Origin of the sequence: Pseudomonas sp. LRP2-20, assembly GCF_024349685.1 — a bacterium.
GTDB lineage: Bacteria > Pseudomonadota > Gammaproteobacteria > Pseudomonadales > Pseudomonadaceae > Aquipseudomonas.
The window spans coordinates 1,426,740-1,451,754 of the sequence record NZ_AP025944.1 but is presented as its reverse complement, the minus strand read 5'-3'; the positions used below and the strand labels follow the sequence as shown (position 1 = coordinate 1,451,754).

The following is a 25,015-nucleotide window of genomic DNA, read 5'->3' as shown; positions in this document are numbered from 1 at the left end:
CTCCTGGTGAGATAAAGAGCTTAGCCTGTACTGGCCTCTTCGCGGGCAAGTCGGATCGCCGCACCGCCGCTCCCACAGGCTCTGCGCCGTGCTTGAAGGCAGTGACATTCCCGTGGGAGCGGCTTTACCCGCGAAGAGGCCGGTGCAGGTTTACAGCGCAAGAAAGCACAAGAATCGCCCACGCCAGTCACGTACACTCGCGCCCTGCCCTGTACCCGGAGACCGTTGTGAGCCCGATCGCCCTAGCCCGCCTGCTGACCCTTGCCGCTGTCTGGGGGGCGAGTTTCCTGTTCATGCGCATCATCGCCCCGCAGCTGGGTACCATTCCCACCGCGTTCTTGCGCGTCTCCATCGCCTGCCTGGGCCTGATCGCCATTCTTGCCGCCACCCGTGTGCGCTGGAACTTCGACGGCAAGCTCGGTGCCTGCCTGGTGCTGGGCATGATCAACTCAGGCATCCCGGCCACCTTCTATTCGGTGGCCGCGCAGGTGCTGCCCGCCGGCTATTCAGCCATTTTCAACGCCACCACACCGCTGATGGGCGTACTGATCGGCGCGCTGTTCTTCCGCGAGGCCATGACCCTGCCCAAGCTCGGCGGCATCTTCCTCGGCCTGTTCGGCGTCGGCATCCTCAGCGGCGCCGGCCCGGTGGCACTGGACATGGCCCTGGTGCAAGGTGCCCTGGCCTGCCTGGCGGCCACCACCTGCTACGGCTTTGCCGGTTTCCTCGCACGGCGCTGGATCAGCGGCCTGGACAGCCGCCTCTCAGCCCTGGGCAGCATGCTCGGCGCCACCTTGCTGATGAGCCCGCTGTTCGCCTGGAGCGCCCTGACCCAGCCACCGGCGAGCTGGGGCGGCTGGCAGGTATGGCTGTCGCTGCTGGGCCTGGGCCTGCTGTGCACCGCCTTCGCCTACATCCTGTACTTCCGCCTGCTGGCCGAGATCGGCCCGGTCAAGGCCAGCACCGTGACCTTCCTGATCCCGGTGTTCGGTGTAGTGTGGGGGGCATGGCTGCTCGACGAGCCCTTGTCGATGGCCCATGCGTATGGCGGTGTGTTGATTGCCCTGGCGCTGTGGCTGGTGCTGCGCCCGGCGCGCACGTGAGGTGATGGGGACTATGAGCGACCTCTTCAAGAAGGTGCTGTTCCGCCTGGAGCAAGATGAGAACGGCTACCCGCCGGCCTCGGTGGAAGGTTTGTGGACTCAAGCGGTCGCAGATGGCTATCGGGTCGACAGCATTCCCTTCCACGCCTACGGCATCGCCCCCGGCGACATCATCAGCATCCGCCACACGGGCGACCAGGCCTGGTTCGACGCCTTGCAGCAGAGCGCCGGGGCGTCGGTGTTCCGGGTCGTCGTCAAACCACCGGAAACCGTGGAGCAGGTGCACGCGGCCTTGACCGAATTCGGTTGCACCTGCGAAGTGGAAAAAGCGGTCAGGATGCTGGCCGTCGAGGTGCCGGCAACGCTATCGGCCGACACCTTGCTCTATTACCTGCTGACCCAGCGCGAAGCCGGCATCCTGGACTTCGAGGAAGGCGTGTTGCGCCACACCATCCCCGAAGAGTTCCGCTAGGGCCTACGCCTCGGCCAGTCGCGTAGCCGGCTTGCGGAACACGAACAACAGGCCGACCACGATCAGCCCCATGCCCAGCAGGCTCAGCGGTGCCAAGCGGTTGCCGAAGATCAGCAAGTCCATCACCGCGGTCACTGCCGGCACCAGGTAGAACAGGCTGGTGACATTGACCAGGTTGCCCTTGGCGATCAGCCGGTACAGCAGCAACGTGGCCAGCAACGACACCACCAGCCCCATCCACAGCAGCGCGCCGACAAAGCCGCCCGTCCATTGCACCTGCAACGGTTGCAGCGGCGCGAACAACGCACACATGGCGAAGCCAGCGATGTACTGCAACGGCAGCGTGCCCATGGGGTTGTCGGTGATGCGCTTCTGCAGGATCGAACCGAAGGTCATGCTGGCCAGCGCCAGCAGGGCGAACAGCATGCCGAGCAGCGAGACCCCGCCGAGGTTGATGCCCTGGTAGACCACCATCACCAGCCCGCCAAGCCCCAGACCCAGGCCGAACAAGCGGCTCCAGGAGCGCTGGCGCTCCATCAGCACCACGGTGAGGATCGGTTGCACGCCCATCACCGTGGCCATCACGCCGGGGGTGACGTGGGTGTTGAGTGCCAGCAGGTAGAAGATCTGGTAGGCGCCGAGCAGCACGCAGCCAGTCCCCAGGGCGCGCAGGATCCCCCCCCTGCTGCGCGGCCAGCGCAGGCCGAGCAACGGCCCGATCAGCAGCAGGCCGCTCAGGGCCAGCGCCGAACGCAACAGCAAGAAGGCGAAGGGGCTGGCATGGGCCAGGCCGAGTTTGGAAACGATCGCGCCACTGCTCCAGAGCAGGACGAACAGGCTGGTGGTGGCCGCCGAGGCCACGGATGCTTTGTTGAAGACAGACATGTATTGCCACCTGATATAAGGCAAATAAGCCAGACGGCGGGCGTGAACTTCAGCGAGGGAAGGTGCCGACCGTGTTCAGTAGGTTGCGAGTGCGTAGGGATGCGGCCAGAAGCCGATCAGCCCAGCACGACCACGCAAGGAGGCGGAGCTACGCCGCCTACGACGCCACTGACAGGTGGTGGTGGGTAGTGACTGATCATGGCCGGCTGCTGGCTGCCACGCACGACCATGCCCGCGACTGGCGCGATGGCAAAGCTTGTGGTGGAAGGGATGGCTGGCATGATCGGGTCTTCAGGGAAGAGAAGTGTTTCGGAATATAGCGGTGAATCCTGGGTTGGGCAATAGCCTGTTCCGGCCTCTTCGCGGGCAAGCCCGCTCCCACAGACCCTGAGACCAGTGCAGTACCTGTGGGAGCGGGCTTGCCCGCGAAGAGGCCGGGCCTGCTATCAGAACAACCAGCGGTACAGCACGTAAGCCACCACCACCGCCAGCACCGGCCGCAAGATGCGGTAGGCCTTGGGGTTTGCGCGCTTGAACTGCTTCACGCGGGTGCTGATCTTGTTGCTGAAGCGCTTGCTCCAGGCATACGCCTGGTTGATGCCGCCCACACGCTCGTCATCGGTGTTCTGCGGCGCGGTGGCGCGGCCGAGGAACGCACTGACCTTGCGGTTGATGCGGGTCATCAGCGGGCTGCTGAGCGGGCGTTCGATGTCGCAGAACAGGATCACCCGGGTCATGTCGGTCTCGTTCTTGACCCAGTGCACGTATGTCTCGTCGAACATCACGTCCTCGCCATCACGCCAGGCGTATTCCTCACCATCGACGTAGATGCGGCAGGCATCGGAGTTGGGGGTCGACAGGCCCAGGTGGTAGCGCAGCGAGCCGGCAAACGGGTCGCGGTGCGGGTTCAGGTGGCTGCCACCGGGCAGCAGGGCGAACATCGCACCCTTGACGTTGGGAATGCTGCTGACCAGCTCGACGGTTTTCGGGCACAGGGCTTCGGCAGACGGCAGCGGCTTGTCGTACCACTTCAGGTAGAAGCGCTTCCAGCCTTTCTTGAAGAACGAGCCGAAGCCGGCGTCGTTGTCCTTTTCGGCGGCACGGATGTACCCCTCGTCGAACAGGCGCATGGCCTCCTCGCGGATCACCTGCCAGTTGTCCTTGAGCACGTCCAGCTCGGGGAAGCGCTGGCGGTCCAGGTAAGGCCTGGACGGCACGCCGGAGAACAGGTACATCAGGCTGTTATAAGGGGCAAACAGCGCCGAATGGTTGACGAACTGGCGCAGTACCGGCAGGCGCGCCTTGCCGCGCAGGTGCACGTAGAGCACGCTGCCGAAGAACACCAGCAGCACACCTGCCTTGGCGAGGAAGGAAAAGGTCATGCAACACTCCTTGGATGGGACGCAGGCCAGCGCTGCCTGCTCCCAGAAAAATCATCCGGCCATCATAAACCCATCCCGCCCCGGTAAAAACAACCAGGGCAGGATCTCACTCATGAAGATTTTGCAATAAACCAGGCCGCCGAATGTTGCGCCGGATCAGCGGCAAGGCCGATTACTGCTGGTTTTCCTGCTCGCTGAACAGGTCGCTGAACAACATGCTGGACAGATAACGCTCGCCCGAGTCAGGCAGGATTACGACGATGGTCTTACCTTGCATTTCCGGCTTCTCGGCCAGGCGCACCGCGGCTGCCATGGCCGCGCCACAGGAAATGCCGCAGAGGATGCCTTCTTCCTGCATCAGGCGAATGGCCATGGCCTTGGACTCTTCGTCAGTCACGGTCTCGACCTGGTCGACGATCGACAGGTCGAGGTTTTTCGGCACGAAACCGGCGCCAATGCCCTGGATCTTGTGCGGGCTGGGCTTGAGTTCTTCACCGGCCAGGGTCTGGCTGATCAGCGGCGAAGCCACCGGTTCGACCGCCACCGACAGGATCGCCTTGCCCTGGGTGTGCTTGATGTAGCGCGACACGCCGGTAATGGTGCCGCCGGTGCCAACGCCGGCAACCAGTACGTCGACCGCGCCGTCGGTGTCGTTCCAGATCTCTGGCCCGGTGGTCTTTTCGTGGATGGCCGGGTTGGCCGGGTTCTCGAACTGCCCCGGCTGGAAATACCGGGCAGGGTCGGAGGCGACGATTTCATTGGCCTTCTCGATGGCGCCCTTCATACCCTTGGCCGGCTCGGTCAGCACCAGCTCAGCCCCCAGTGCCTTGAGCACCTTGCGGCGCTCCAGGCTCATCGAAGCCGGCATGGTCAGAATCAGCTTGTAGCCACGGGCGGCGGCGACGAACGCCAGGCCGATACCGGTGTTGCCCGAAGTCGGCTCGACGATGGTCATGCCCGGCTTGAGTTTGCCGCTGCTCTCGGCGTCCCAGACCATGTTCGCGCCGATCCGGCACTTGACCGAGTAGCCCGGGTTGCGCCCTTCGATCTTGGCCAGGATGGTCACCCCACGCGGGGCGATGCGGTTGATCTGCACCAGCGGCGTGTTGCCGATGGAGTGGGCATTGTCGGCAAAGATACGGCTCATGGCAGGGTCCTTGAACATGAGAAACAACAGGAAAGACTTAAAGGGTAAGCCTGCCCCGGTGACCAGTAAAGCCTGTTCGAACTCCCAGGCTTTGCTTGCGGTCAACCGTGCAACCCGCCGCGGAGAGCCTCGCGATGAAAGCTCGCTATCGCTGGCCGCTGATCGGCCTGGCCAGCCTGATCGTGCTACTGGTGGCCTTGCAGCTGGCCCTGCCCTACCTGGTGCGCGATTACCTGAACGACAAGCTTGCCCACATGGGCGAGTACCGCGGCCAGGTGGCCGATGTCGACCTGGCCTGGTGGCGCGGCGCCTACCAGATCAACGGCCTGAAAATCGTCAAATCTACCGGCAAGGTGCCGGTTCCGTTCCTTGAAGCACCGTTGATCGACCTGTCGGTGAGCTGGCATTCGCTGATCCATGACAAGGCCGTGGTGGCCAAGGTGGCGTTCACCCGCCCCGTACTCAACTTCGTCGACGGCGGCAGCAAGCAGGCCTCGCAGACTGGCCAGGGCACCGACTGGCGCCAGCAGCTGGACAAGCTGCTGCCGATCACCCTCAACGAAGTGCACGTAGACAACGGCACGTTGACCTTTCGCAATTTCAACTCCAAGCCACCGGTCGACCTCAAAGCCACGCAACTGAACGCCGATATCCGCAACCTGACCAATGTGCGCGACGAAAAAGGCCGACGCGATGCAAGTTTCGACGGGACTGCGCTGATAGCCTCAGACGCCAAGGTGGAAAGCCGCGCCACCTTTGACCCGTTCAGCGACTTCGATGATTTCGAGTTCCGGTTGCGCGCCACTGGCATCGAATTGCGCCGGCTCAATGACTTCGCCAGCGCCTATGGCAAGTTCGATTTCAATGCCGGACACGGCGACCTGGTCATCGAAGCCCAGGCCGAGGAAGGCCGGTTGCATGGCTACATCAAGCCGTTATTGCGCGATGTCGACGTGTTCGACTGGCAGCAGGACGTGGAGAACAAGAACAAGAACCTCTTCCGCTCGATCTGGGAGGCGCTGGTGGGGGCCAGCGAGACAGTGCTGAAGAACCAGCCGAAAAACCAGTTCGCCACCCGCGTGGAGCTCAGCGGCAGCGTGCACCAACAGAACATCAGCGGTTTCGAAGCGTTTCTGCAGATTCTGCGCAACGGCTTCATCCAGGCATTCAATGCACGCTACGAGCAGCCACCACCCAAGTCCGACTGAACTGGCGTGACGGGCCATTCAGGGACTGAATACCCAGTCTGCGTTTCCAGCTGCAGAGGCCCGCGTTATAGTCGGTGGCAAATCACAAACATGTGTTGTCTGTACTGGCCTCTTCGCGGGCAAGCCCGCTCCCACAGGACCACCACAGGCTTGAATCTTGTGGAGTACCTGTGGGAGCGGGCTTGCCCGCGAAGAGGCCGGCACAGGCACCCCGCAGAGGAATAAACCATGAAGTTCGAAGGCACCCGCGACTACGTTGCCACAGACGACCTGAAACTGGCGGTCAACGCGGCCATCACCCTCGAACGCCCGCTGCTGGTCAAGGGCGAGCCTGGCACCGGCAAGACCATGCTCGCCGAGCAGCTCGCCGCCTCGTTCGGCGCGCGCCTGATCACCTGGCATATCAAGTCCACCACCAAGGCCCACCAGGGCCTCTACGAGTACGACGCAGTCAGCCGCCTGCGCGATTCGCAGCTGGGCGTGGACAAGGTCCACGACGTACGCAACTACCTGAAGAAAGGCAAGCTGTGGGAGGCCTTCGAGGCCGACGAGCGGGTGATCCTGCTGATCGACGAGATCGACAAGGCCGACATCGAGTTCCCCAACGACCTGCTGCAGGAACTCGACAAGATGGAGTTCTACGTCTACGAAATCGACGAGACCATCAAGGCCAAGCAGCGCCCGATCATCATCATCACCTCCAACAATGAAAAAGAGCTGCCCGACGCCTTCCTGCGCCGTTGCTTCTTCCACTACATCGCCTTCCCCGACCGCGCCACCCTGCAGCAGATCGTCGACGTGCACTACCCGAACATCAGCCAGTCGCTGGTCAGCGAGGCACTGGACGTGTTCTTCGACGTGCGCAAGGTGCCGGGCCTGAAGAAAAAGCCCTCCACCTCCGAACTGGTCGACTGGCTCAAGCTGCTGATGGCCGACAACATCGGCGAAGCCGTGCTGCGCGAACGCGACCCGACCAAGGCCATCCCGCCGCTGGCAGGTGCCCTGGTAAAGAACGAGCAGGACGTGACACTGCTCGAGCGCCTGGCCTTCATGAGCCGGCGCGGCAACCGCTGACAGGAGCCGGGCCATGCTGCTCAACCTGTTCAATGAAATGCGCGCGGCCAAGGTACCGGTTTCGGTGCGCGAACTGCTCGACCTGCACCACGCCCTGCAAAAAGGCGTGGTGTTCGCCGACATGGACGCGTTCTACTACCTGGCCCGCGCCATCCTGGTGAAGGACGAGCGCCACTTCGATAAGTTCGACCGCGCCTTCGCCGCCTACTTCAAGGGCCTGGAAAACCTCGACCAGCACATCGAGGCGCTGATTCCCGATGAATGGCTGCGCAAGGAGTTCGAGCGTTCGCTGAGCGACGAAGAACGGGCACAGATCCAGTCCCTGGGCGGCCTGGACAAGCTCATCGAGGAATTCAAGAAGCGCCTTGAAGAGCAGAAAGAACGCCACGCCGGCGGCAACAAGTGGATCGGCACCGGTGGCACCAGCCCGTTTGGCTCGGGTGGTTTCAATCCCGAAGGCATTCGCGTCGGCGAGGCCGGCAAGCGCCAGGGCAAGGCGGTCAAGGTCTGGGACCAGCGCGAGTACAAGAACCTCGACGACCAGGTCGAGCTGGGCACGCGCAACATCAAGCTGGCCCTGCGCCGCCTGCGCAAGTTCGCCCGCGAAGGCGCCGCCGAAGAGCTGGATATCGATGGCACCATCGACCACACCGCGCGTGACGCCGGGCTGCTGAACATCCAGATGCGCCCGGAGCGGCGCAACACGGTGAAGTTGCTGTTGCTGTTCGACATCGGCGGCTCGATGGACGCCCACATCAAGGTCTGCGAAGAACTGTTTTCGGCCTGCAAGACCGAGTTCAAGCACCTGGAGTACTACTACTTCCACAACTTCGTGTACGAATCGGTGTGGAAGAACAACCTGCGCCGCACCTCGGAGCGCTTCTCCACCTTTGACCTGCTGCACAAGTACGGCGATGACTACAAGGTGGTGTTCGTCGGCGATGCGGCGATGGCGCCGTACGAGATCACCCAGCCAGGCGGCAGTGTCGAGCACTGGAACGAAGAGGCCGGGTATGTGTGGATGCAGCGCTTCAAGGAGAAGTTCAGGAAGATCATCTGGATCAACCCGTATCCCAAGCAGGCCTGGGACTACACCGCATCGACCCACCTGGTGCGGGACCTGATCGAGGACAAGATGTACCCGCTGACCTTGCAGGGGTTGGAGGAAGGGATGCGTTACCTGTCCAAGTGATATTGCTTGCACTGGCCTCTTCGCGGGACAAGCCCGCTCCCACAGGAATACTGATTTGCCTGAGCTCTGAGTAACCCTGGGGAAGCACAGGAACAGTGACTTCCTTGGGCTGTCAGTATGCCTGTGGGAGCGGGCTTGTCCCGCGAAAGGGCCGGTAGCCTTACAACCAACGGTCCAGGAATGCCTGCAGCTCGCGCCAGGCCTCTTCCTGCACTACCGCCCTGAACCGCACCAGCGCCCCTGGCATGCACTGCGCCAGCTGCGCCAACGCCAACGGCGTCAACGCCCCCAGCCGCGGATAGCCGCCGATGGTCTGCCGATCGTTGAGCAACACGATCGGCTGCCCGTCCGGCGGTACCTGCACCGCGCCCAGCGGGATCCCTTCGGAAATCATCGGCGCGCCCTGGTACACCAGCTGCGGCCCCAGCAGGCGGATGCCCATGCGATCGGCGCGGCTGTCCAGCGCCCAGTCACGGTTGAACGCCTCGAACAGGCTGGTCCCGCTGAATTCACCGATCTGCGCGCCTATCACCAGGTCGAGCACAGGTTTTTGCGCATAGCTCGGACGCAAGGTCGCAGGCACCTCGCGCAGGGCCGGTGAATCACCAACAAACGTCAGGCTCTGGCCTTTCTCAAGTGCCTTGCCTCGCCCATCGATACCCCCCAGCTCCTCGCGCACGACCGTGGCGCAGCTGCCCAGCACATGTTCACCGAGAAACCCGCCCGGCGCTGCCAGATACGCCCGCACACCTTGCTTTGGCTGCTTCAGGGTCAAGCGCTGCCCTTTGGCCAGGCTGAAGCTGCGCCATGGCAGCAGTGGCTGGTCATCCACCCGTGCCTCCAGGTCTGCCCCGGCCAGCGCCAGTACGCAATCCTGCTCGGCCACCAAGGTAAAACCACCCAGTGCCACCTCGACCACTGGCGCCCCCAGCGGGTTACCCAGCAGCCAGTTGGCCCAATGCATCGCCACCCAGTCCAGCGCCCCGCCCTGGGTCACACCCAGGTGGCGCACGCCAAAGCGCCCGGCGTCCTGCAACTGGCATAGTGCGGTGCTGGCCTCGATCTGCAACCGCTTCATGCCTGCACCTCCACATCACCGCCCAAGGCCACGAATTCGGCCCGCGACACCGCCACGAAGCGCACCCGGTCGCCCGGCTGCAGCAGGCTGTAGCCCTCACGTTGGCGATCGAAAAGGCGCACCGGGGTGCGCCCGATCAGGTTCCAGCCACCTGGCGACATCGCCGGGTAAGCCGCCGTCTGGCGTTCGGCGATACCGACACTGCCCGCTGCCACGCGCTTGCGCGGGGTACTCAGGCGCGGGCTGGCCAGGCGCTCGTCGACCAGCCCCATGAAGCCGAAGCCGGGGGCGAAACCAAGCGCGAACACCGGGTAATCGCGTTCGCTGTGCAGGCGGACCACCTCGGCTTCGCTCAGCCCGCTGCGCGCCGCCAGCACGGGCAGTTCCGGGCCGACGCTGGCGTCGTACCACACCGGGATTTCATGGCGCCGCCCAGCGCTGCCGGTATCCGGCTGCAAGCCATCCAGCGCCTGGCCGATCAGCGCCCTCGCCTCGCCTGGGGGCAGGTCAGACTGCAACATCAGCGTGGTGTAGGACGGCACCAGATCCACCAGATGCACGCCGAACGCCGCGCTCAAGCGCTGGCTGGCGGCGAGCATCCACGGCATGTTGGCTTCGTCGATGCGGTCGAACAGGCGCACCATCAGGCTATCGATGGCCACGACTTCGATACGCAGCTTCATCGCACCTCCAGCGCATCAAGGGCCTGGCGGATCTGCCGCACGGCCGCCACCGAACTGTCGTTGTCGCCATGCACGCAGACAGTGCTGGCTGCCAGCTTCAGTGCGCTGCCATCATCCGCTACCAGGGTTTCGCCACGGGCCAGGCTCAGGGCCTGTTCGACCACCCGCGCCGGGTCATGGTGCACCGCGCCTGGCAGGCGCCGCGAGACCAGGTGGCCGCTGGCGGTGTAGGCGCGGTCGGCGAAGGCCTCGAACCACAGCGGCACGCCGATTTCATCGCCCAGGGCCTGGGCCGCGCTGTTGTCGGCAGTGGCCATGAGCATCAGCGGCAGGCCGCTGCCATAGGCCGCCACGGCTTCCAGCACGGTGCGCAGCTTGAGCGGGTCGGCCATCATGTCGTTGTACAACGCGCCATGGGGCTTCACGTAGGCCACACGGCCGCCGAGTACCTTGCAGATGCCATCCAGGGCGCCGATCTGGTAATGCAGCAGGTCGCGGATCTCTTCAGGGCTGCAGGCCATGGAGCGGCGGCCGAAGCCGACCAGGTCCGGATAGGCCGGGTGCGCACCGATGGTCACGCCGTGCTCCAGCGCCATGGCCACCGTGCGGCGCATGATGCTCGGGTCACCGGCGTGGTAGCCGCAGGCGATGTTGGCGCAGTCGATATAGGGCATTACCTCGGCATCCAGGCCCATGCGCCAGCTGCCGTAACTCTCGCCCATGTCGCAATTGAGTAGCAGGGGTTTCACCTGACGTGCTCCCGTGTCGATGTTCATAGGCCTACCTTAGCGCGCCTGAAGTTGTTTGCCGCGTGTTTCCGGCAGGCTCAGCGCCGCCACGATCACCACGCCATAGGACACCGCCGAGAACACGCCGATGCCCAGGCCCAGTGGGATCTTCTCGCCGAGCAGGCCGATCAGCAGCGGGAACAGGGCGGCGATGACCTTGCCGATGTTGTAGCAGAAGCCCTGCCCCGAGCCACGTACCCGGGTCGGGAACAGTTCGGTAAGGAACGCGCCCATGCCGCTGAAGATGCCCGAGGCGAAGAAACCCAGCGGGAAACCGAGCCACAGCATCACGCCATCGCTGACCGGCATCTGCGTGTACAACAGCACGATGATGAACGAGCCCACGGCGAACAGGATGAAGTTCTTCTTGCGCCCCAACAGGTCGGACAGGTACGCGCTGACCACATAGCCGACGTACGAACCGATGATCACCATGGCCAGGTAGCCGCCAGTGCCGAGCACGCTCAGGCCGCGCTCGTTCTTGAGGAACGTCGGCAGCCACGAGGTGATGGCGTAGTAGCCACCCAGCGCACCGGTGGTCAGCAACGAGGCGCGCACGGTGGTCCAGAGCATGCCGGGGGCGAAGATCTCGTAGAAATGCGACGGCGCTTCGGCGCTTTCCCCGGCCTTGGCCTGGCGATACACCTCCGGGTCCTTGACCAGCCGGCGGACGAAGATCACGAAGATCGCCGGCACCAGGCCGAGCAGGAACAGCGCGCGCCAGGCTTGCTCCGCCGGCAGCCAGGAGAACAGCAGCGCATACAGGATCGCCGTCAGGCCCCAGCCGATGGCCCAGCCCGACTGCACCATGCCCACCGCCTTGCCGCGGTCCTGGGCACGGATGACCTCGCCGATCAGCACCGCGCCGGCGGTCCATTCACCACCGAAACCGAAGCCCATGAGGGTGCGGGCGATCAGCAGTTGTTCATAGTTCTGGGCAAAGCCGCAGAGGAAGGTGAAGAAGGCGAACCACAGCACCGTCAGCTGCAGGGTGCGCACACGGCCAATGCGGTCGGAGAGGATGCCGGCGACCCAGCCACCGACGGCCGAGGCGATCAGCGTGCTGGTATGGATCAGCCCGGCTTCGGCCGTGCTGATGCCCCACAGCATGATCAGCGTCGGGATGACGAAGCTGAGCATCTGGGTGTCCATGCCGTCCAGGCCATAGCCGATCTTGCAGCTCCAGAATGTGCGCCGTTGCTGTTGGTCGATGTCGCGGTACCAGGCGAACGGCCCGGTCGAAGGAGGGGATTGCACCTGCTGCTGCACGCCGCTTGGGTTCATGCTTGCCTCGGCTTGTTGGTATTGTTTTATGGGCGACGTCGGGCGTCGCGGCCTGAGTGCCATGTTCAGAGCCCGTGCCGCCTGAGTCCAACGAGAAAAACCGCCGGTCTGGAACAAGAAAAACTGATCATGAACCTTCGCTTCCTCGAAACCTTCGTCTGGGTCGCCCGGCTCAAGAGCTTCCGCCTCACCGCAGAGAAGCTGTTCACCACCCAGGCCTCGGTGTCCAGCCGCATTGCCGCGCTGGAGGCCGACCTTGGGGTGAAACTGCTGCTGCGCGACTCCCGCGGTGTCAGCCTGACGCCGGAGGGCAGCAAAGTGCTGGAGTACGCCGAACGCATGCTCGACACGGCCAAGGCAATGAAGCAATCGCTGGACAGCGACCGGGCCAAGGTCGGGCGCATTCGCGTCGGGGTGATGGACACAGTGATCCACACCTGGATGAGCGCACTGGTGGCAGAGCTGACCGAGCGTTACCCGCAGGTGGAGATCGAACTGGTCGCCGACACCGCGCTGAACCTGCGCGAGCAGCTGCAGAAGGGGTTCCTGGACGTGATCCTGCAGACCGACCTGCTGCGCGAACAATCGATCCGCAGCCAGGACCTGGCGCGCTACCCCATGGGCTGGGTGGTGGCGGCCGGTTCCGTGTACCACCGCGACTTCGCCTCGCTGGCCGAGTTGGGCCGCGAGCGGATTGTCACCTTCTCGAAGAACTCGCGGCCGCACCAGGAGGTGCTCAGCCTGTTGCAGGGTGCCGGGGCAGAGGCGCCGCGGTTGAACTGCGTGAACTCGGTGGCAGCGATTACCCGGCTGCTGCGTGATGGTTTCGGGATTGGCGCCTTGCCACCGGCGTTGGTGGATGCAGAGTTGAGCCGCGGTGAGCTGGTGCTGCTGGAAGGCTTGCAGCCACCTCCGAGCCTGGAGCTGGTGGTGGCCTGGCAGACCGGGGTGGCGTTGGTGGACGAGGTAGTTGGCGTGTGCCGGCAGGTGCTGGAGCGGTATGCGCGGGATGTGGGCGGGCAGCGGATAGTGTTGGTTTCGTAGGTGTTCGCCGGTAGGTTGTCTGCGCCTGGGAGATCGAGCGCCGCCCGCGCGGCGCATCGCGAGCTTTGCTCGCTCCTACGTTTGTTTCGGGCCAATTATTCCTGGGAGATTTGCGCGCGGACGCCTTGGCGCATGACGTAATGTTGCGTCGTACCGACAAGGCGGTCGCGCGCGCCTGCCACAGGCGGTATTGGCCAAAAACAAACGTAGGAGCGAGCAAAGCTCGCGATGCGTCGCGCGGGCGGCGCTCGATCTCACAGGCGCTGCAAGGCTCAAGCCAAGCAATCAGCGCCAGCTCTCTTTCACCGCTCCACGCCGCCGCCCGCCAAGGATCACCCAGCCGATCCCGAGCAACAGGCTCTCGATCACGAAGGCCAGGATAAAGCCGGCCCCGACGCCCCAGCCAATCGCCTCAGGCACCAACAGGATCTGGTAGCTGTAGCCCTTGAGCGTCTCTTCGCGCAGCTGTGGATCCGGCTGCACCAGCACATGCCAGGTGCGGCTCACCCACGACCCTTGCAGCGCCTGCCATTCGTCTTCCAGCAGCTGATTGCGAATCAGCAGGCTCTCGATGCTGTTGGCATCGCTGAGGAACACCGGGTCGTCACTGGTCCGGTAATGCCGCACCAGGGCCTGCAGATCGCCATTGAAGAAGCGCTCGGCTGTCTGCTTGAAACCATCCAGCGCCTGGCGCGATTCGAACAGGTGCGCCTCGGCCCGCTGGCTGTAGTCCTTTACCAGCCCAGGCACCTGGATACCGGCCAACAGGCCGAAGGTGAACAGCAGCAACCGCAGGTAACTTCTGAACATGCAGCGTCCTTAGCTCTGGCCTTGTGCAACGCACTCGCCGTGCCGCCACAGGCCCCATTGGCCTGGCTCGTAGCGCCGCCAGGTCTCGTTCTCGGTCAAGGCCTCGGTGGCGATGACCGTGACCACGTCATTGGGGGTGGTTTCGGTGTGAAAATCGACGATCAGGTCGACATCCTTCAAGCGGGCAGCACCAAACGGTGCACGCCGGGTAATGTGAACCAGCTTGGTCGAGCAGAAGCAGAACAGCCAGTCGCCGTCGCTGAGCAGGCAATTGAACACGCCCTTGCTGCGATACCCGGCACAGGCCTCGACCAGCACCGGCAGCAGCTGTTCGACCTCGACCGGCTCGGGGAAAGCCGCGCGGATGCGGTTGAGCAAGTCGCAGAAGGCTGCCTCGCTGTCGGTATCGCCCACCGGCCGATAGAACGTCGCTTCACCCTTGAAGTCGCCGAGCTGGCCGTTGTGCGCGAAGCACCAGTTGCGGCCCCACATTTCGCGGACGAACGGGTGCGTGTTGGACAGGCACACGCGGCCGACGTTGGCCTGGCGAATATGGCCGATCACCACTTCGCTCTTGATCGGATAGCGCTGCACCAGGTTGGCGACTTCCGACTCGCTGCTCGCGGCCGGGTCCTGGAACAGGCGCAGGCCGCGCCCCTCGTAAAAACCAATGCCCCAGCCGTCGCGGTGCGGGCCGGTACGCCCGCCACGCTGCATCAGGCCGGTGAAGCTGAAGACGATGTCGGTGGGGACGTTGGCACTCATGCCCAGCAGTTCACACATGGTGGTGTCTCCGCTTACAGGCGTGGCTCGACCCGGCCACGGCCGCCGCTCGGTGCGGCAGGGGGCAGGTCGTCGCGGTAACGGTCATGGCGCTCGGCAGCCATTGGCGCGCCAGCCATGACGGCATTGTCCTCGACCGCACGGCGCTGGGCGGCGGCTTCGGCCTGCACGCGGCGCTCGCGGGCGCGCTTTTCCAGTGGCCAGCGGATCAGCACGAAGACGAGGTACAAGGCGAAGGCGATCATGCCGTACATGGCGAAATCGGAAATCGCCCGCCAGGCGTTGTTGCCGACCTTGAAGGCCAGGTCCAGGGCGGTGATGGCGATCGCCGGGGCGAAGCTGTCCTTGACCGGGTCGACGATGGTCGGCGTCAGCAGCAGCACCGCCAGGATCACCCGCAGGGGTTCACGCAGCCAGCGCCACATCCAACCGGTGAGTTTGAAGCCCACCAGCAGGCAGCCCAGCGCGGCGACAGCGTAGAGGCCCCAGGCGAAGGTGTAGTCGTTCTCGATCATGGTGTTCGTGCAAGCCAGGCAAAGAGATGCCTATGATAAACACTTTTCAGGGCGCAGACAGCGTCTCCCTGTCCCGGTCAAGAGATCCCCGATGCCAACCAAGCCCCAGCCCCCCATTGCCCGCCAGGACCAGGCCACCGATCCCTATGCCTGGCTGCAACAGCGCGACACCCCGCAAGTGCTCGATTACCTGCAGGCGGAAAACGCCTATCAGGAGGCCTGCCTGGCCGAGCAGGCGCCGCTGCGCGAGCAGTTGTTCGAAGAGATCAAGGGCCGCATCCTCGAAACCGACCTGTCGCTGCCCTCGCCTTGGGGCCCATATCTTTACTACACCCGCACCACCGCAGGCGACGAGTACCCGCGCCACTACCGCTGCCCGCGCCCGGCGGACGACTCCAACACGGTCGATGAAAGCCAGGAACAACTGCTGCTCGACCCTAACATCCTGGCCAACGGCGGGTTCCTGTCGCTGGGCACGTTCAATGTCAGCCCCGATCACCGCCTGCTGGCCTACAGCCTCGACACCAGCGGCGACGAGATCTACACCCTGTACGTCAAGGACCTGAGCAACGGCAATCTGACCACCCTGCCCTTCGACGACTGCGACGGCAGCATGACCTGGGCCAACGACAGCCAGACGCTGTTCTTCGCCGAGCTGGACGATACCCACCGCCCGTGGCGCCTGCGCCGTTACACCCTGGGCGAGGCTGACGCCAGCACCGTGTTCGAAGAGGCCGACGGCCGTTTCTTCCTGCACTGCTACCGCACCAGTTCCGAGCGCCAACTGGTGCTGCTGCTCAACAGCAAGACCACCAGCGAGGCCTGGGTGCTCGACGCCGAAACGCCACAGGCGGCGTTCACCTGCCTGGCGGCACGGGTCGAAGGCCACGAGTATTTCCCTGACCACGGCCTACTCGATGGCCACTGGCGCTGGTTCATCCGTAGCAACCAGCATGGCATCAACTTCGCCCTGTACCACGCCCCGGCTACCCCGGTGCCAAGCCGCGACCAGTGGCAAGTGCTGGTGCCGCACCGCAACGACATCATGCTCGAAGGCCTGAGCCTGAATGCCGACGCGCTGACCCTGAGCCTGCGTGAGGGCGGCCTGCCGATCATCGAAGTACGCCCACAAGGGCTGGCGCCCTACCGGGTCGAATTGCCCGATGCGGCCTACAGCCTGTACGTGCAGGACAGCCTGGAGTTCACCAGCCGCCGCGTGCGCCTGCGCTACGAAGCACTCAACCGCCCGGCCCAGGTTCGCCAGCTGGAGCTGGCCACAGGCGCCCAGGAAGTCCTCAAGCAGACCCCGGTGCTCGGCCAGTTCGACGCCGACGACTACGTCAGCCAGCGCCTCTGGGCCACTGCGCCGGACGGCACCCAGGTGCCGATCAGCCTGGTGCGCCGCCGCGAAGACCTGAACAAGACCGTGCCGCTCTACCTGTACGGTTACGGCGCCTACGGTGAAAGCCTCGACCCGTGGTTCTCCCACGCCCGCCTGAGCCTGCTGCAACGCGGCGTGGCCTTCGCCATTGCCCACGTGCGCGGCGGTGGCGAGCTGGGTGAAGCCTGGTACCGCGCCGGCAAGCAGGAACACAAGCACAACACCTTCAGCGACTTCATCGCCTGCGCCGAGCACCTGATCGCCCAGGGTGTGACCGCGCCAGAGCGCCTGGCCATCAGCGGCGGCAGCGCCGGCGGCCTGCTTATAGGCGCGGTGCTCAACCTGCGCCCTGAGCTGTTCCGCTGCGCCATCGCCGAGGTCCCGTTCGTCGACGTGCTCAACACCATGCTCGACCCCGAGCTGCCGCTGACCGTCACCGAGTACGACGAGTGGGGCAACCCCGAGGAGCTCGAGGTATACGCACGCATCAAGGCCTATGCGCCCTATGAGAACGTCAGCGCCCAGGCCTACCCGGCGATGCTGGTGGTCGCCGGCTACAACGACAGCCGCGTGCAGTACTGGGAGGCAGCCAAGTGGGTGGCCCGTTTGCGCACGCGCAAGACCGACGACAACCTGCTGCTGCTCAAGACCGAAATGGGCGCCGGGCATGGCGGGATGAGCGGGCGGTACCAGGGGCTGCGCGATGTGGCGCTGGAGTATGCGTTCGTGTTTGGGGAGTTGGGGGTGGAGTGAATCTTCCGGGGGTTCGCCGTTAGGGTTTCTGCGCCTGTGAGATCGAGCGCCGCCCGCGCGGCGCATCGCGAGCTGCGCTCGCTCCTACGTTTGTTTCTGGCCAATTATTCCTGAAGGATTTGCGCGCGAACGTCTTGGCGCATGGCGCAATATCGCGTTGTACCAACAAGGCGGTCGCGCGCGCCTGTCACAGGCGTAACTGGCCAGAAACAAACGTAGGAGCGAGCGCAGCTCGCGATGCGCCGCGCGGGCGGCGCTCGGTTTCACAGGCGCAGAAAATACTGCGTCAGACGTCTTGCGGCCCCGAAGCCATCTTCTCTTAATCATCCTGCGCTGGAGGTTTCGCCGGTTCCTGATGCAAACCAGGCAAATCCTGGTCCTTGGGCGGCCCTGGCACCGGCATCGGCGGCAGCAGCGGCGCGCCCGGTGTACTGTCGTAGGCCTTGGGCGGCGTGCTCGGGGTAATCTGCGGGTAAGGCGTGGGCGTCGGCGTGCCGGGTGCACCGGGTACCGGGGTGTTCAGCCGGGGTGGCGTGCCCGCCGCGTCGGCCAGGGGCACGGCGGCTACAAGCAGCGCGGCGAGGATCGCGTGGAACATCAGCAACCTCCTGTCGGGAACCTCTCTACAGGCTACGCCGATATTCAAGTTTTCGCCTGTCCGCCTGCCCCGCAAGCGCGCTAGACTCAATGGCATAACCGTCATCTGCCTGATCAGAACAAAGGAAACACCATGAGTTCGGCTTCCACCTCCGCCGCCACCGCCCGCCTCGACCGCATCCTCGCCGACGCCAAGCGCGACAAGGAGATGGGCTACCGCGACAAAGCCCTGAAAATGTACCCGCACGTGTGCGGCCGCTGCGCCCGCGAGTTCTCTGGCAAGCGCCTGAGCGAGCTGACCGTGCACCACCGTGACCACAACCACGACAACAACCCCCAGGACGGCTCCAACTGGGAGCTGCTGTGCCTGTACTGCCACGACAACGAACACTCGCGCTACACCGACCAGCAGTACTTCAGCGAAGGCTCGACCAGCACCCCGAGCATCGCCAAGGCCACCCACAACCCGTTCGCCGGGCTGGCGGGCATGCTGAAAAAGGACTGACTGTCACTGCAACACCCGCTGCTGCCGGCAAGCCCGTATAATCGCGCTCTTTTTTTCGCGAAGGGCCCCGGCACGTGGCAAACAAACGGTACAGCTGCATCGGCCTGTTCAACCCCAAGTCTGCGGAGAACGTCGGTTCGGTGATGCGCGCAGCGGGTTGCTACGGCGTCAACTCGGTGTTCTACACCGGCAAGCGCTATGAGCGCGCACGTGACTTCGTCACCGACACCAAGCGGGTGCACTACGACATTCCGCTGATCGGCATCGACGACCTGCAACGCATCATTCCCCTGGGTTGCACGCCAGTGGCGGTGGAGCTGGTCGACGGTGCACGGCCGCTGCCTGAATACACCCACCCGGACCGGGCGATCTATATCTTCGGGCCCGAGGATGGCTCGTTGAGCGAGGACGTGCGCGGCTGGTGCGAGGAAACCATCTATATCCCCACCCAAGGCTGCATGAATCTGGCGGCGACGGTGAACGTGGTGCTGTATGACCGCATGGCCAAGGGGCTGAATACCCGTTCGGGCCCCAAGTTCAAATAAAAAGGCCGTCCTTGCACCCAAGGTACAAGGACGGCCAGGTGCTGAGCTCCGTCAGAACAGCACCGGTCTTGCTCGTCTCACCCCTGAACAATGCTGAGTTTCTGCTCGGCAGCGTATTCCAGGTGCGACTTGACCTGCTCGAAACGCGACTTGCCGACCGTTGCGCCCAGGCGGCGAGGCCAGCTTGATCCTGCGGCAGCCCGCTTCAGTTGCCTGCCGATGCCAAGCAGTTGAGCAGACCAGACCTCGCCCCAGGCAAAACCGCATGGCAGAACCCTACCGGCAAGAATGGACCGCTCGACCTACCGACTGAACGGCCACGCCAGGCAACGGGTCAGCTGCTTACATTCCACAAGGAGGACTTGCCATGCTCGATATCCATTCCACCCCGCGGTCGCGGGAGCACAATGTCCATGGCCTGGAACGCGTCGGCTCACTGGCTGGCGGGGCACTGATGTTCAGCAAGGGGCTGCGCCGCGGCGGCCTGATCGGCCTGTTGCAGATGGTGGCGGGCGGCCTGGCGGTGGCCCGCGGGGTCAGCGGGCAGTGCTCGACCAAGGCCTGGTGGCTGCGGCATCGGCAGGAGTATCACCGCTTGCGTTCGGACATACAGCGCAGTGCGGCGGAGCTGGAAGGGCTCAGGGCCAGTGCCGAGGCGGCTACCCGCGGGGTGACGGTGACCGGGAAGGACCCATTGACCGGCAGTTGAATCTGCTCTGCCTGCACTGGCCTCTTCGCGGCGGTTCGACGCGAAGAGGCCGGTGCAGGCTAGCGCAGGGCCTTGCTCTGCAGCACGTCGGACTGGCGACCCAACACGTTCTCGCTGATCTGCACGAACTCTTCGGTACTCACGCTGGGCAGGCGCATCAGCGCCCGGGTCACGTCGTCCAGCGAACGCTTGGCCTGGGTATGGATGCGGATCTCCTTGTCCAGCGACTGCAACAACATCACCCCTCGGGCCACCTGCGCCGGGCTGGCGTGCTCGGCGCGCAGCTGGGTGACCTTGCCGCCCAGCTTCTGCAGGCGCGCCTGCCACACCTCGTAGCGGTCGTCGCTGATGCCTCCGGCACGGCGCAGCAACTCGGTGGCGTAGTACTCGGTCAGGCCCTGGCCCAGCCAGTCGCTGTTGTCGCGTACTCGAACCTGCGCAAACAGCTGCACCAGCTCGCGCAACAGCGGGCTGCTGCCATTCTCGCTGACCATCGGCCGGCTGCTGTGCAGGTAGATCGAAGCGTCCGCCGCCATTGCCCCGCGCCACATGCCATCACGGGCGCCCACCAGCAGCAGTTTGGCCGGGTTGCGCGGGAACACTGCCTGCAGTTGCGGCCAGACGAAGGTCAGCAGGGTCATGCTGTCCATCCGCCGCATGCCCTGCCCCACGGGCGCGGCCACGGTAATGTCGGTCTCGCCGAGGCGGGCACGGCGGCTGCCAAGATCGCCCGCAAGCATCCAGCCGGTCGGGCGGTCGAACAGGCGGGAGACGTTGTCGATACGGAACTTGTCCTTGCCGATGCGTGGCCAGGACGTTTCGATGCTCTTCCAGCCTTCAGGCAAGTCGACCGTCAAACGTGCCACCAGCTCGGTACCGTCCTGCTGATCAAGACGTGCCGGCGGCACCAGCTGATCCCCCAGGAACAGCGCCCAGTGCGGGGTGATGCGTGTGGAGTAAGCACCGCTGCGCAGTTTCTGGTCCAGCTTGACCCGGTAGCTGAGGCTGGTCTTGCCCGCCGCCGGGTGCCATACGCCGCGTTCGCCCTGCTGTTGCCATTGGCCATCGGCCTGGAAGCCACTGTAGGCGCCGGCCTTGCCCAGGTCGAAATCCAGGCTGCGCACGGCACTGCCTTCAGCCAAGGTCAGGCGCACTTCGGCCTGACCGTTGGCAGGCAACAGGCGCACCTGGTAATCAAGGTCGACTTTTTTCGCCCAGGCCGGCAAACAGGCCACAAGGCCGAGGAGCAACAACCACTGGCAACGCATACCGAAACTCCTTGTTCCTCAGAGGCGACGGGGCGCCGTTCAGCTGGCGCGGAAAATCAGATGGTCTTCCCAGTCGTCTTCGTCCACATCATGTTCACTGAGCATACGCCCCGATTGCGAAATGCGCTGTTCATGCACCTGCTTGCGGTCACCGCAGACCAGATGGTGCCACTCGGGCAGGTCCTTGCCCTCGCTGACCAGGCGGTAACCACAGGTGCTCGGCAGCCATTTGAACTGGTCGGCCTTGCCCGGGGTGAGCTGAATGCAGTCCGGCACATGGGCGAAGCGGTTGGGGTAATCGCTGCACTGGCAGGTATCAAGGTCCAGCAGCTTGCAGGCGATGCGCGTGTAATAGACGCTGTTGTCGTCTTCGTCCTCGAGCTTTTGCAGGCAGCACAGGCCGCAGCCGTCACACAGCGACTCCCACTCTTGCGGGCTGAGTTGTTCGAGGGTCTTGCGCCGCCAGAACGGCGCGCTGTCAGCGATCATCACACGGGTTTCCTGCAGTCATCTTTCAGGCCGCGGCGCGCGGCGGCGCCAGTCTAGAGCCTGGCCTTCGGCAACGCCAGACCGCTTGTCAGTGCCAGGTGGACGCAGTAGCGTGCATGCTTTGCCATCCACTTGCAGGAGCAGCCATGAGTGCCACCCCCCGTATTGCCGATTACGCCATCAACGAACAGTTCATCAACCGCTGGTCACCACGCGCCTTCACGGCCGAACCAATCAGCGAAGAGACCCTGCTGAGCTTCCTCGAAGCGGCACGCTGGGCGCCGTCGGCCTACAACTCGCAGCCTTGGCGCTTCCTTTATGCACGCCGCGACACGCCGAACTGGGAGCGTTACCTGAGCCTGCTGGTGCCTTTCAACCGCAGCTGGGCCCAGCAGGCATCGGCGCTGGTGCTGATCATTTCCAAGACCACCTTCGCCGCGCCGGGCGCCAGCGAAGAAAAGCCCGCGCTGTGGCACACCTTCGACACCGGTTCCGCCTGGGGCCACCTGGCGCTGCAGGCCAGCATCAGCGGCTGGCACACCCACGGCATGGCCGGCTTCGACCAGGCACTGGCGCGCCAGGAACTGAAGATTCCGCAAGGCTATGAGCTGCATGCCATGGTGGCGATCGGCAAGCTGGGCGACAAGGCCAGCCTGGACGAAGCGCTGCAGGCCCGTGAAGTGCCGAGCCCGCGCCGGCCGCTGAGCGAGTTGGCGGCTGAGGGCGATTTCAGCCTGTAAGCCATGTGTTGCTTGTACTGGCCCCTTCGCGGCGGTTCGACGCCTCGATAAACCCGCTCCCACAGGGACTGCACAGCATTCAGAAGCTGTGCTGATCCTGTGGGAGCGGGTTTATCGAGGCGTCGAACCGCCGCGAAGGGGCCAGTACAGGAGACAGCGATCAGTAGCCCCGGGCGAAGTCGACTTCGCCGCGCAACCCCTGCCCTTCTGCATACGCCCGCACATTCTCGGCAAACAACCGCACCATCGCCGCCGGCGAGGTCGGCGCCGAGCTGTGCCCGGTCAACAGCAACCCCCAGGCGGTCCAGAACGGATGACGTTGCGGCAGCGGCTCCTGCCGGCACACGTCGATCACCGCCCCGGCCAGATGCCCCTCCTTCAACGCCTCGACCAGGTCGGCATCGACCACCGCCGCACCGCGCCCGGCATTGATGAACAGCGCCGTGGGCTGGAAACAGCGCAATAGCGCCGCGTCATACAAGTCATGGGTTGCCGGCGTGTCCGGCAGCAGGTTGAGCACGTAATCCACCTGCCCGACCAGGCGCGGCAAATCCGCCAGCCCTGCCACCTCGACGAACGGCGCCTGCTCGCGGGCACTGCTGGCGATACCGTAAAGGCTTACGCCAAACGGCACGAGGAACTCGGCCACGCGCTGGCCGATATCTCCGGTGCCGACGATCAGCACCTTGCGCCCTTCCAGGCTGCGCCCCGGGCGGGCATCCCAGCGTCGCTCGACCTGGCTGACCAGGCGGGACAGCACTTCGCGCTCGTGGCCAAGCATGTAGGTCAGCATGTACTCGGCCATCACCTGGCCAAAGATGCCCACGGCGCGGGTCAGGCGGTAGTCACGCGGCAGGCCCTCGGCCAGCAACGGCGTGATGCCGGCCCAGGTCGATTGTATCCACTGCGGCTTGTGGCCCTGGCGCAGCAGGCTCGCCAGCAGGTCCGGCTGACCCAGCCAGACCGGGCAGTGCGGTGCCTGGCGGGCCAGTTCGGCGGAGTCGCCGCTGGTCAGGATTTCCAGCTGCGGTGCAGCTTCACGCAATAGCTCGGTGTATCGAGCATGATCATGCTCAGCAATCAGTACACGCATGATCAGACCGGGTCGTTACGGCGCAGCAGCTCTTCAGGCAAGTGCTCGATGTACTCGTCCTCGGCCGGTGGCATCTGCAAGTGATAACCCTGGCTATCGAGGTTTTCCAGCACCTTGGTGATGTCCTCGCGGGCCAGTTGGCGCTCCGGGGTCAACACCAGGTCGAAGGCATGCTTCGGGGTACCGAAGAACGGCAGCAGGCCTTCGGGCACGCGCTCCAGGCCATCGGCCTTGAGCACGTAGAGGTACATCTCGTTCTTGCGTGGGCTCTTGTAGATCGAGCAGATACGTTTCATGGCTTGTCTCCGGCGCCTGCGAGGTCGTCCAGCAGGGCCTGGCCCATCCGCTCACGGCGCCAGCCGCGCAGCGAATCGGGCAGTTGGTAGGGGCCGTTGGGGTAGCCGCTCTTGAGCAGGGCTTCCAGGGCTTTCTTGCGCAGCATCAGTTCTGGGGCGATGCCCAGACGTTCGCCTTCGGCCTGGCCGATGGCGCGCAGGCGCTTGAGGATGCCGGCGGCTTCGATCGGCAGCGGCTCAGGCAGCGGCTGCGGCCATTGCTCGGACGGCAGGCTGGCGGCGCGCTTGATCAGCTCGAGCAAGGCGGCGCCGTCCTGGCGGATGGTGCGCGGGTGCATTTCTTCGATCTTGGCCAGGGCCGAAAGGTTATCCGGCTGGCTCTTGGCGATGGGCCACAGCGAGTGTTCCTTGAGGATGCGGTTGCGCGGCACATCACGGCTACGGGCTTCTCGCTCGCGCCAGGCGCACAGTTCGCGCAGCACCGCCAGCTGCTGGCGGCCCAGCTTCCAGGCGAGCTTGACGTCGCGATACAAGGTCTCGGGTTCGACTTCACGGCGCAGCGCGGCGACCAGCTCGGCACCGTCCTCGAGCACCCAGGCGTACTTGTCGCCGGCCAGGCGTGGCCGCAAGGCTTCGAACAGTTCGGCCAGGTGCACGGCATCTTCGGCGGCGTAGCTGACCTGGGTTTCCGACAGCGGGCGCTGCAGCCAGTCGGAACGGGTTTCGCCCTTAGGCAGCTCGATGCCCAGCACTTCCTGTACCAGGCGCGAATAGCCCATGGAGAAGCCCAGGTTCAGGTAGCCGGCGGCCAACTGGGTGTCGAACAACGGTTGCGGCAGCTTGCCGGTCAGGCGCAGCAGTACTTCGAGGTCTTCGCTGCAGGCGTGCAGCACCTTGACCACGCTGCTGTCGTCGAGCAGTTCGCCCAGCGGCTGCCAGTCGCCGATCAGCAGCGGGTCGATGAGGAAAGCCCGCTGCCCGTCACCCACCTGGACCAGGCCGGCTTTCGGGTAGAAGGTGTCGACCCGCATGAATTCGGTGTCGAGCGCCACGAAGGGTAGTTCGCGCCACGTGCGGCAGTATTCGGCCAGGGTCTGGTCGTCACGGATCCAGTGAATTTCGATGGCCACAAGGCTCTCCCACAAACATTGGCGCGCAGTATATACGGCGCGGGCCCTGCTGGTGAAACCT

Annotated in this window: 28 protein-coding genes; 11 read left to right on the top strand and 17 right to left on the bottom strand. The window is 64.5% G+C overall.

Translation table 11 applies throughout. The annotated features are described in order from the left end of the window. The first annotated feature begins 227 nt into the window (after window positions 1–227). Window positions 228–1,103, top strand: a complete 876-nt coding sequence (locus OCX61_RS06445) for a DMT family transporter (protein ID WP_261943071.1) — start codon at window positions 228–230, stop codon at window positions 1,101–1,103. Between the two features lie 13 nt (window positions 1,104–1,116). Beyond that, entirely contained in the window at window positions 1,117–1,575 is a 459-nt protein-coding gene (locus OCX61_RS06440) for a DUF4265 domain-containing protein (protein ID WP_261943070.1), read from the top strand. A 3-nt stretch (window positions 1,576–1,578) separates the two neighbouring features. Here the strand turns inward: OCX61_RS06440 and OCX61_RS06435 are convergent, their stop codons facing one another. From OCX61_RS06435 to cysK, 4 genes are all read right to left on the bottom strand, one after another. Then, the gene (locus tag OCX61_RS06435) at window positions 1,579–2,460 is read right to left on the bottom strand and encodes a DMT family transporter (RefSeq protein WP_261943069.1); all 882 of its coding nucleotides are present in this window, start codon (window positions 2,458–2,460) and stop codon (window positions 1,579–1,581) included. A gap of 116 nt (window positions 2,461–2,576) precedes the next feature. Beyond that, window positions 2,577–2,741 carry a hypothetical protein gene (locus tag OCX61_RS06430; RefSeq protein WP_177408485.1) on the bottom strand — a complete coding sequence of 55 codons (165 nt, stop codon included), beginning with the start codon at window positions 2,739–2,741 and terminating at the stop codon, window positions 2,577–2,579. Between the two features lie 165 nt (window positions 2,742–2,906). After that, on the bottom strand, window positions 2,907–3,842 hold the full coding sequence (locus tag OCX61_RS06425; protein WP_261943068.1) for an aspartyl/asparaginyl beta-hydroxylase domain-containing protein: 936 nt from the start codon (window positions 3,840–3,842) through the stop codon (window positions 2,907–2,909). A gap of 172 nt (window positions 3,843–4,014) precedes the next feature. Then, a complete protein-coding gene (gene cysK / locus OCX61_RS06420; protein ID WP_261943067.1) occupies window positions 4,015–4,989 on the bottom strand; it encodes a cysteine synthase A in 975 nt (324 codons plus the stop codon). 134 nt (window positions 4,990–5,123) lie between these two features. Between cysK and OCX61_RS06415 the strand changes: the two genes are divergently transcribed. From OCX61_RS06415 to OCX61_RS06405, 3 genes are all read left to right on the top strand, one after another. Beyond that, window positions 5,124–6,197: a DUF748 domain-containing protein gene (locus OCX61_RS06415; RefSeq protein WP_261943066.1), complete on the top strand. Its 1,074-nt coding sequence runs from the start codon at window positions 5,124–5,126 to the stop codon at window positions 6,195–6,197. A gap of 228 nt (window positions 6,198–6,425) precedes the next feature. Then, on the top strand, window positions 6,426–7,271 hold the full coding sequence (locus tag OCX61_RS06410; protein WP_023629931.1) for an AAA family ATPase: 846 nt from the start codon (window positions 6,426–6,428) through the stop codon (window positions 7,269–7,271). Between the two features lie 13 nt (window positions 7,272–7,284). Next, on the top strand, window positions 7,285–8,463 hold the full coding sequence (locus OCX61_RS06405; RefSeq protein WP_261943065.1) for a vWA domain-containing protein: 1,179 nt from the start codon (window positions 7,285–7,287) through the stop codon (window positions 8,461–8,463). Between the two features lie 160 nt (window positions 8,464–8,623). Here the strand turns inward: OCX61_RS06405 and OCX61_RS06400 are convergent, their stop codons facing one another. From OCX61_RS06400 to OCX61_RS06385, 4 genes are read right to left on the bottom strand one after another with little or no spacing between them, the layout of a single operon-like run. Beyond that, window positions 8,624–9,541, bottom strand: a complete 918-nt coding sequence (locus OCX61_RS06400; protein WP_261943064.1) for a 5-oxoprolinase subunit C family protein — start codon at window positions 9,539–9,541, stop codon at window positions 8,624–8,626. Next, complete coding sequence (pxpB, locus tag OCX61_RS06395) at window positions 9,538–10,224, bottom strand: 5-oxoprolinase subunit PxpB (RefSeq protein ID WP_261943063.1); 687 nt, start codon at window positions 10,222–10,224, stop codon at window positions 9,538–9,540. The genes OCX61_RS06400 and pxpB overlap by 4 nt, the downstream gene beginning before the upstream one ends. Further along, complete coding sequence (locus OCX61_RS06390; protein ID WP_261943062.1) at window positions 10,221–11,000, bottom strand: 5-oxoprolinase subunit PxpA; 780 nt, start codon at window positions 10,998–11,000, stop codon at window positions 10,221–10,223. The genes pxpB and OCX61_RS06390 overlap by 4 nt, the downstream gene beginning before the upstream one ends. A 9-nt stretch (window positions 11,001–11,009) precedes the next feature. Next, window positions 11,010–12,296, bottom strand: coding sequence for an MFS transporter (locus OCX61_RS06385; RefSeq protein ID WP_261943061.1), 1,287 nt, complete (start codon window positions 12,294–12,296; stop codon window positions 11,010–11,012). Window positions 12,297–12,425: 129 nt separating this feature from the next. Here OCX61_RS06385 and OCX61_RS06380 point away from each other — a divergent pair, with 129 nt between their 5' ends. After that, a complete protein-coding gene (locus OCX61_RS06380) occupies window positions 12,426–13,340 on the top strand; it encodes a LysR family transcriptional regulator (protein WP_261943060.1) in 915 nt (304 codons plus the stop codon). Window positions 13,341–13,625: 285 nt separating this feature from the next. On the opposite strand, the gene OCX61_RS06375 is transcribed toward OCX61_RS06380, so the two are convergent. Genes OCX61_RS06375 through OCX61_RS06365 form a run of 3 tightly spaced genes read right to left on the bottom strand, consistent with a single transcriptional unit; the run spans window position 13,626 to window position 15,448 of the window. Continuing rightward, the gene (locus OCX61_RS06375) at window positions 13,626–14,150 is read right to left on the bottom strand and encodes a DUF2937 family protein (RefSeq protein ID WP_261943059.1); all 525 of its coding nucleotides are present in this window, start codon (window positions 14,148–14,150) and stop codon (window positions 13,626–13,628) included. A 9-nt stretch (window positions 14,151–14,159) separates the two neighbouring features. Beyond that, window positions 14,160–14,933: a class II glutamine amidotransferase gene (locus tag OCX61_RS06370; RefSeq protein ID WP_261943058.1), complete on the bottom strand. Its 774-nt coding sequence runs from the start codon at window positions 14,931–14,933 to the stop codon at window positions 14,160–14,162. 14 nt (window positions 14,934–14,947) lie between these two features. Continuing rightward, window positions 14,948–15,448, bottom strand: a complete 501-nt coding sequence (locus OCX61_RS06365; RefSeq protein WP_261943057.1) for an MFS transporter — start codon at window positions 15,446–15,448, stop codon at window positions 14,948–14,950. A gap of 91 nt (window positions 15,449–15,539) precedes the next feature. Between OCX61_RS06365 and OCX61_RS06360 the strand changes: the two genes are divergently transcribed. Beyond that, complete coding sequence (locus OCX61_RS06360; protein WP_261943056.1) at window positions 15,540–17,582, top strand: S9 family peptidase; 2,043 nt, start codon at window positions 15,540–15,542, stop codon at window positions 17,580–17,582. Between the two features lie 319 nt (window positions 17,583–17,901). Here the strand turns inward: OCX61_RS06360 and OCX61_RS06355 are convergent, their stop codons facing one another. Beyond that, window positions 17,902–18,180 (bottom strand): hypothetical protein, encoded by a 279-nt coding sequence (locus tag OCX61_RS06355; RefSeq protein WP_261943055.1) that lies wholly within the window; start codon window positions 18,178–18,180, stop codon window positions 17,902–17,904. 132 nt (window positions 18,181–18,312) lie between these two features. Here OCX61_RS06355 and OCX61_RS06350 point away from each other — a divergent pair, with 132 nt between their 5' ends. The 3 genes from OCX61_RS06350 to OCX61_RS06340 all read left to right on the top strand — a co-directional run bounded on the left by OCX61_RS06350 (window position 18,313) and on the right by OCX61_RS06340 (window position 19,938). Continuing rightward, entirely contained in the window at window positions 18,313–18,684 is a 372-nt protein-coding gene (locus OCX61_RS06350; RefSeq protein ID WP_023381762.1) for a YajD family HNH nuclease, read from the top strand. A 74-nt stretch (window positions 18,685–18,758) separates the two neighbouring features. Continuing rightward, window positions 18,759–19,229, top strand: a complete 471-nt coding sequence (locus OCX61_RS06345) for an RNA methyltransferase (protein ID WP_046856681.1) — start codon at window positions 18,759–18,761, stop codon at window positions 19,227–19,229. A 367-nt stretch (window positions 19,230–19,596) separates the two neighbouring features. Next, the gene (locus tag OCX61_RS06340) at window positions 19,597–19,938 is read left to right on the top strand and encodes a DUF2892 domain-containing protein (protein WP_261943054.1); all 342 of its coding nucleotides are present in this window, start codon (window positions 19,597–19,599) and stop codon (window positions 19,936–19,938) included. Window positions 19,939–19,997: 59 nt separating this feature from the next. Here OCX61_RS06340 and OCX61_RS06335 read toward each other — a convergent pair whose 3' ends face one another. Continuing rightward, the gene (locus tag OCX61_RS06335) at window positions 19,998–21,206 is read right to left on the bottom strand and encodes a hypothetical protein (RefSeq protein ID WP_261943053.1); all 1,209 of its coding nucleotides are present in this window, start codon (window positions 21,204–21,206) and stop codon (window positions 19,998–20,000) included. Window positions 21,207–21,245: 39 nt separating this feature from the next. Further along, a complete protein-coding gene (locus OCX61_RS06330; protein WP_060510309.1) occupies window positions 21,246–21,695 on the bottom strand; it encodes a YcgN family cysteine cluster protein in 450 nt (149 codons plus the stop codon). A gap of 146 nt (window positions 21,696–21,841) precedes the next feature. Between OCX61_RS06330 and OCX61_RS06325 the strand changes: the two genes are divergently transcribed. Continuing rightward, window positions 21,842–22,435 (top strand): nitroreductase family protein, encoded by a 594-nt coding sequence (locus tag OCX61_RS06325; protein WP_261943052.1) that lies wholly within the window; start codon window positions 21,842–21,844, stop codon window positions 22,433–22,435. Window positions 22,436–22,595: 160 nt separating this feature from the next. Here the strand turns inward: OCX61_RS06325 and OCX61_RS06320 are convergent, their stop codons facing one another. The 3 genes from OCX61_RS06320 to rnd are packed head-to-tail and all read right to left on the bottom strand — an operon-like array spanning window position 22,596 to window position 24,954. Further along, window positions 22,596–23,528 carry a D-2-hydroxyacid dehydrogenase gene (locus OCX61_RS06320; protein WP_261943051.1) on the bottom strand — a complete coding sequence of 311 codons (933 nt, stop codon included), beginning with the start codon at window positions 23,526–23,528 and terminating at the stop codon, window positions 22,596–22,598. A 2-nt stretch (window positions 23,529–23,530) separates the two neighbouring features. Beyond that, complete coding sequence (locus OCX61_RS06315; RefSeq protein WP_261943050.1) at window positions 23,531–23,824, bottom strand: YcgL domain-containing protein; 294 nt, start codon at window positions 23,822–23,824, stop codon at window positions 23,531–23,533. After that, window positions 23,821–24,954 carry a ribonuclease D gene (gene rnd, locus OCX61_RS06310; protein ID WP_261943049.1) on the bottom strand — a complete coding sequence of 378 codons (1,134 nt, stop codon included), beginning with the start codon at window positions 24,952–24,954 and terminating at the stop codon, window positions 23,821–23,823. The genes OCX61_RS06315 and rnd overlap by 4 nt, the downstream gene beginning before the upstream one ends. Window positions 24,955–25,015 lie beyond the last annotated feature (61 nt).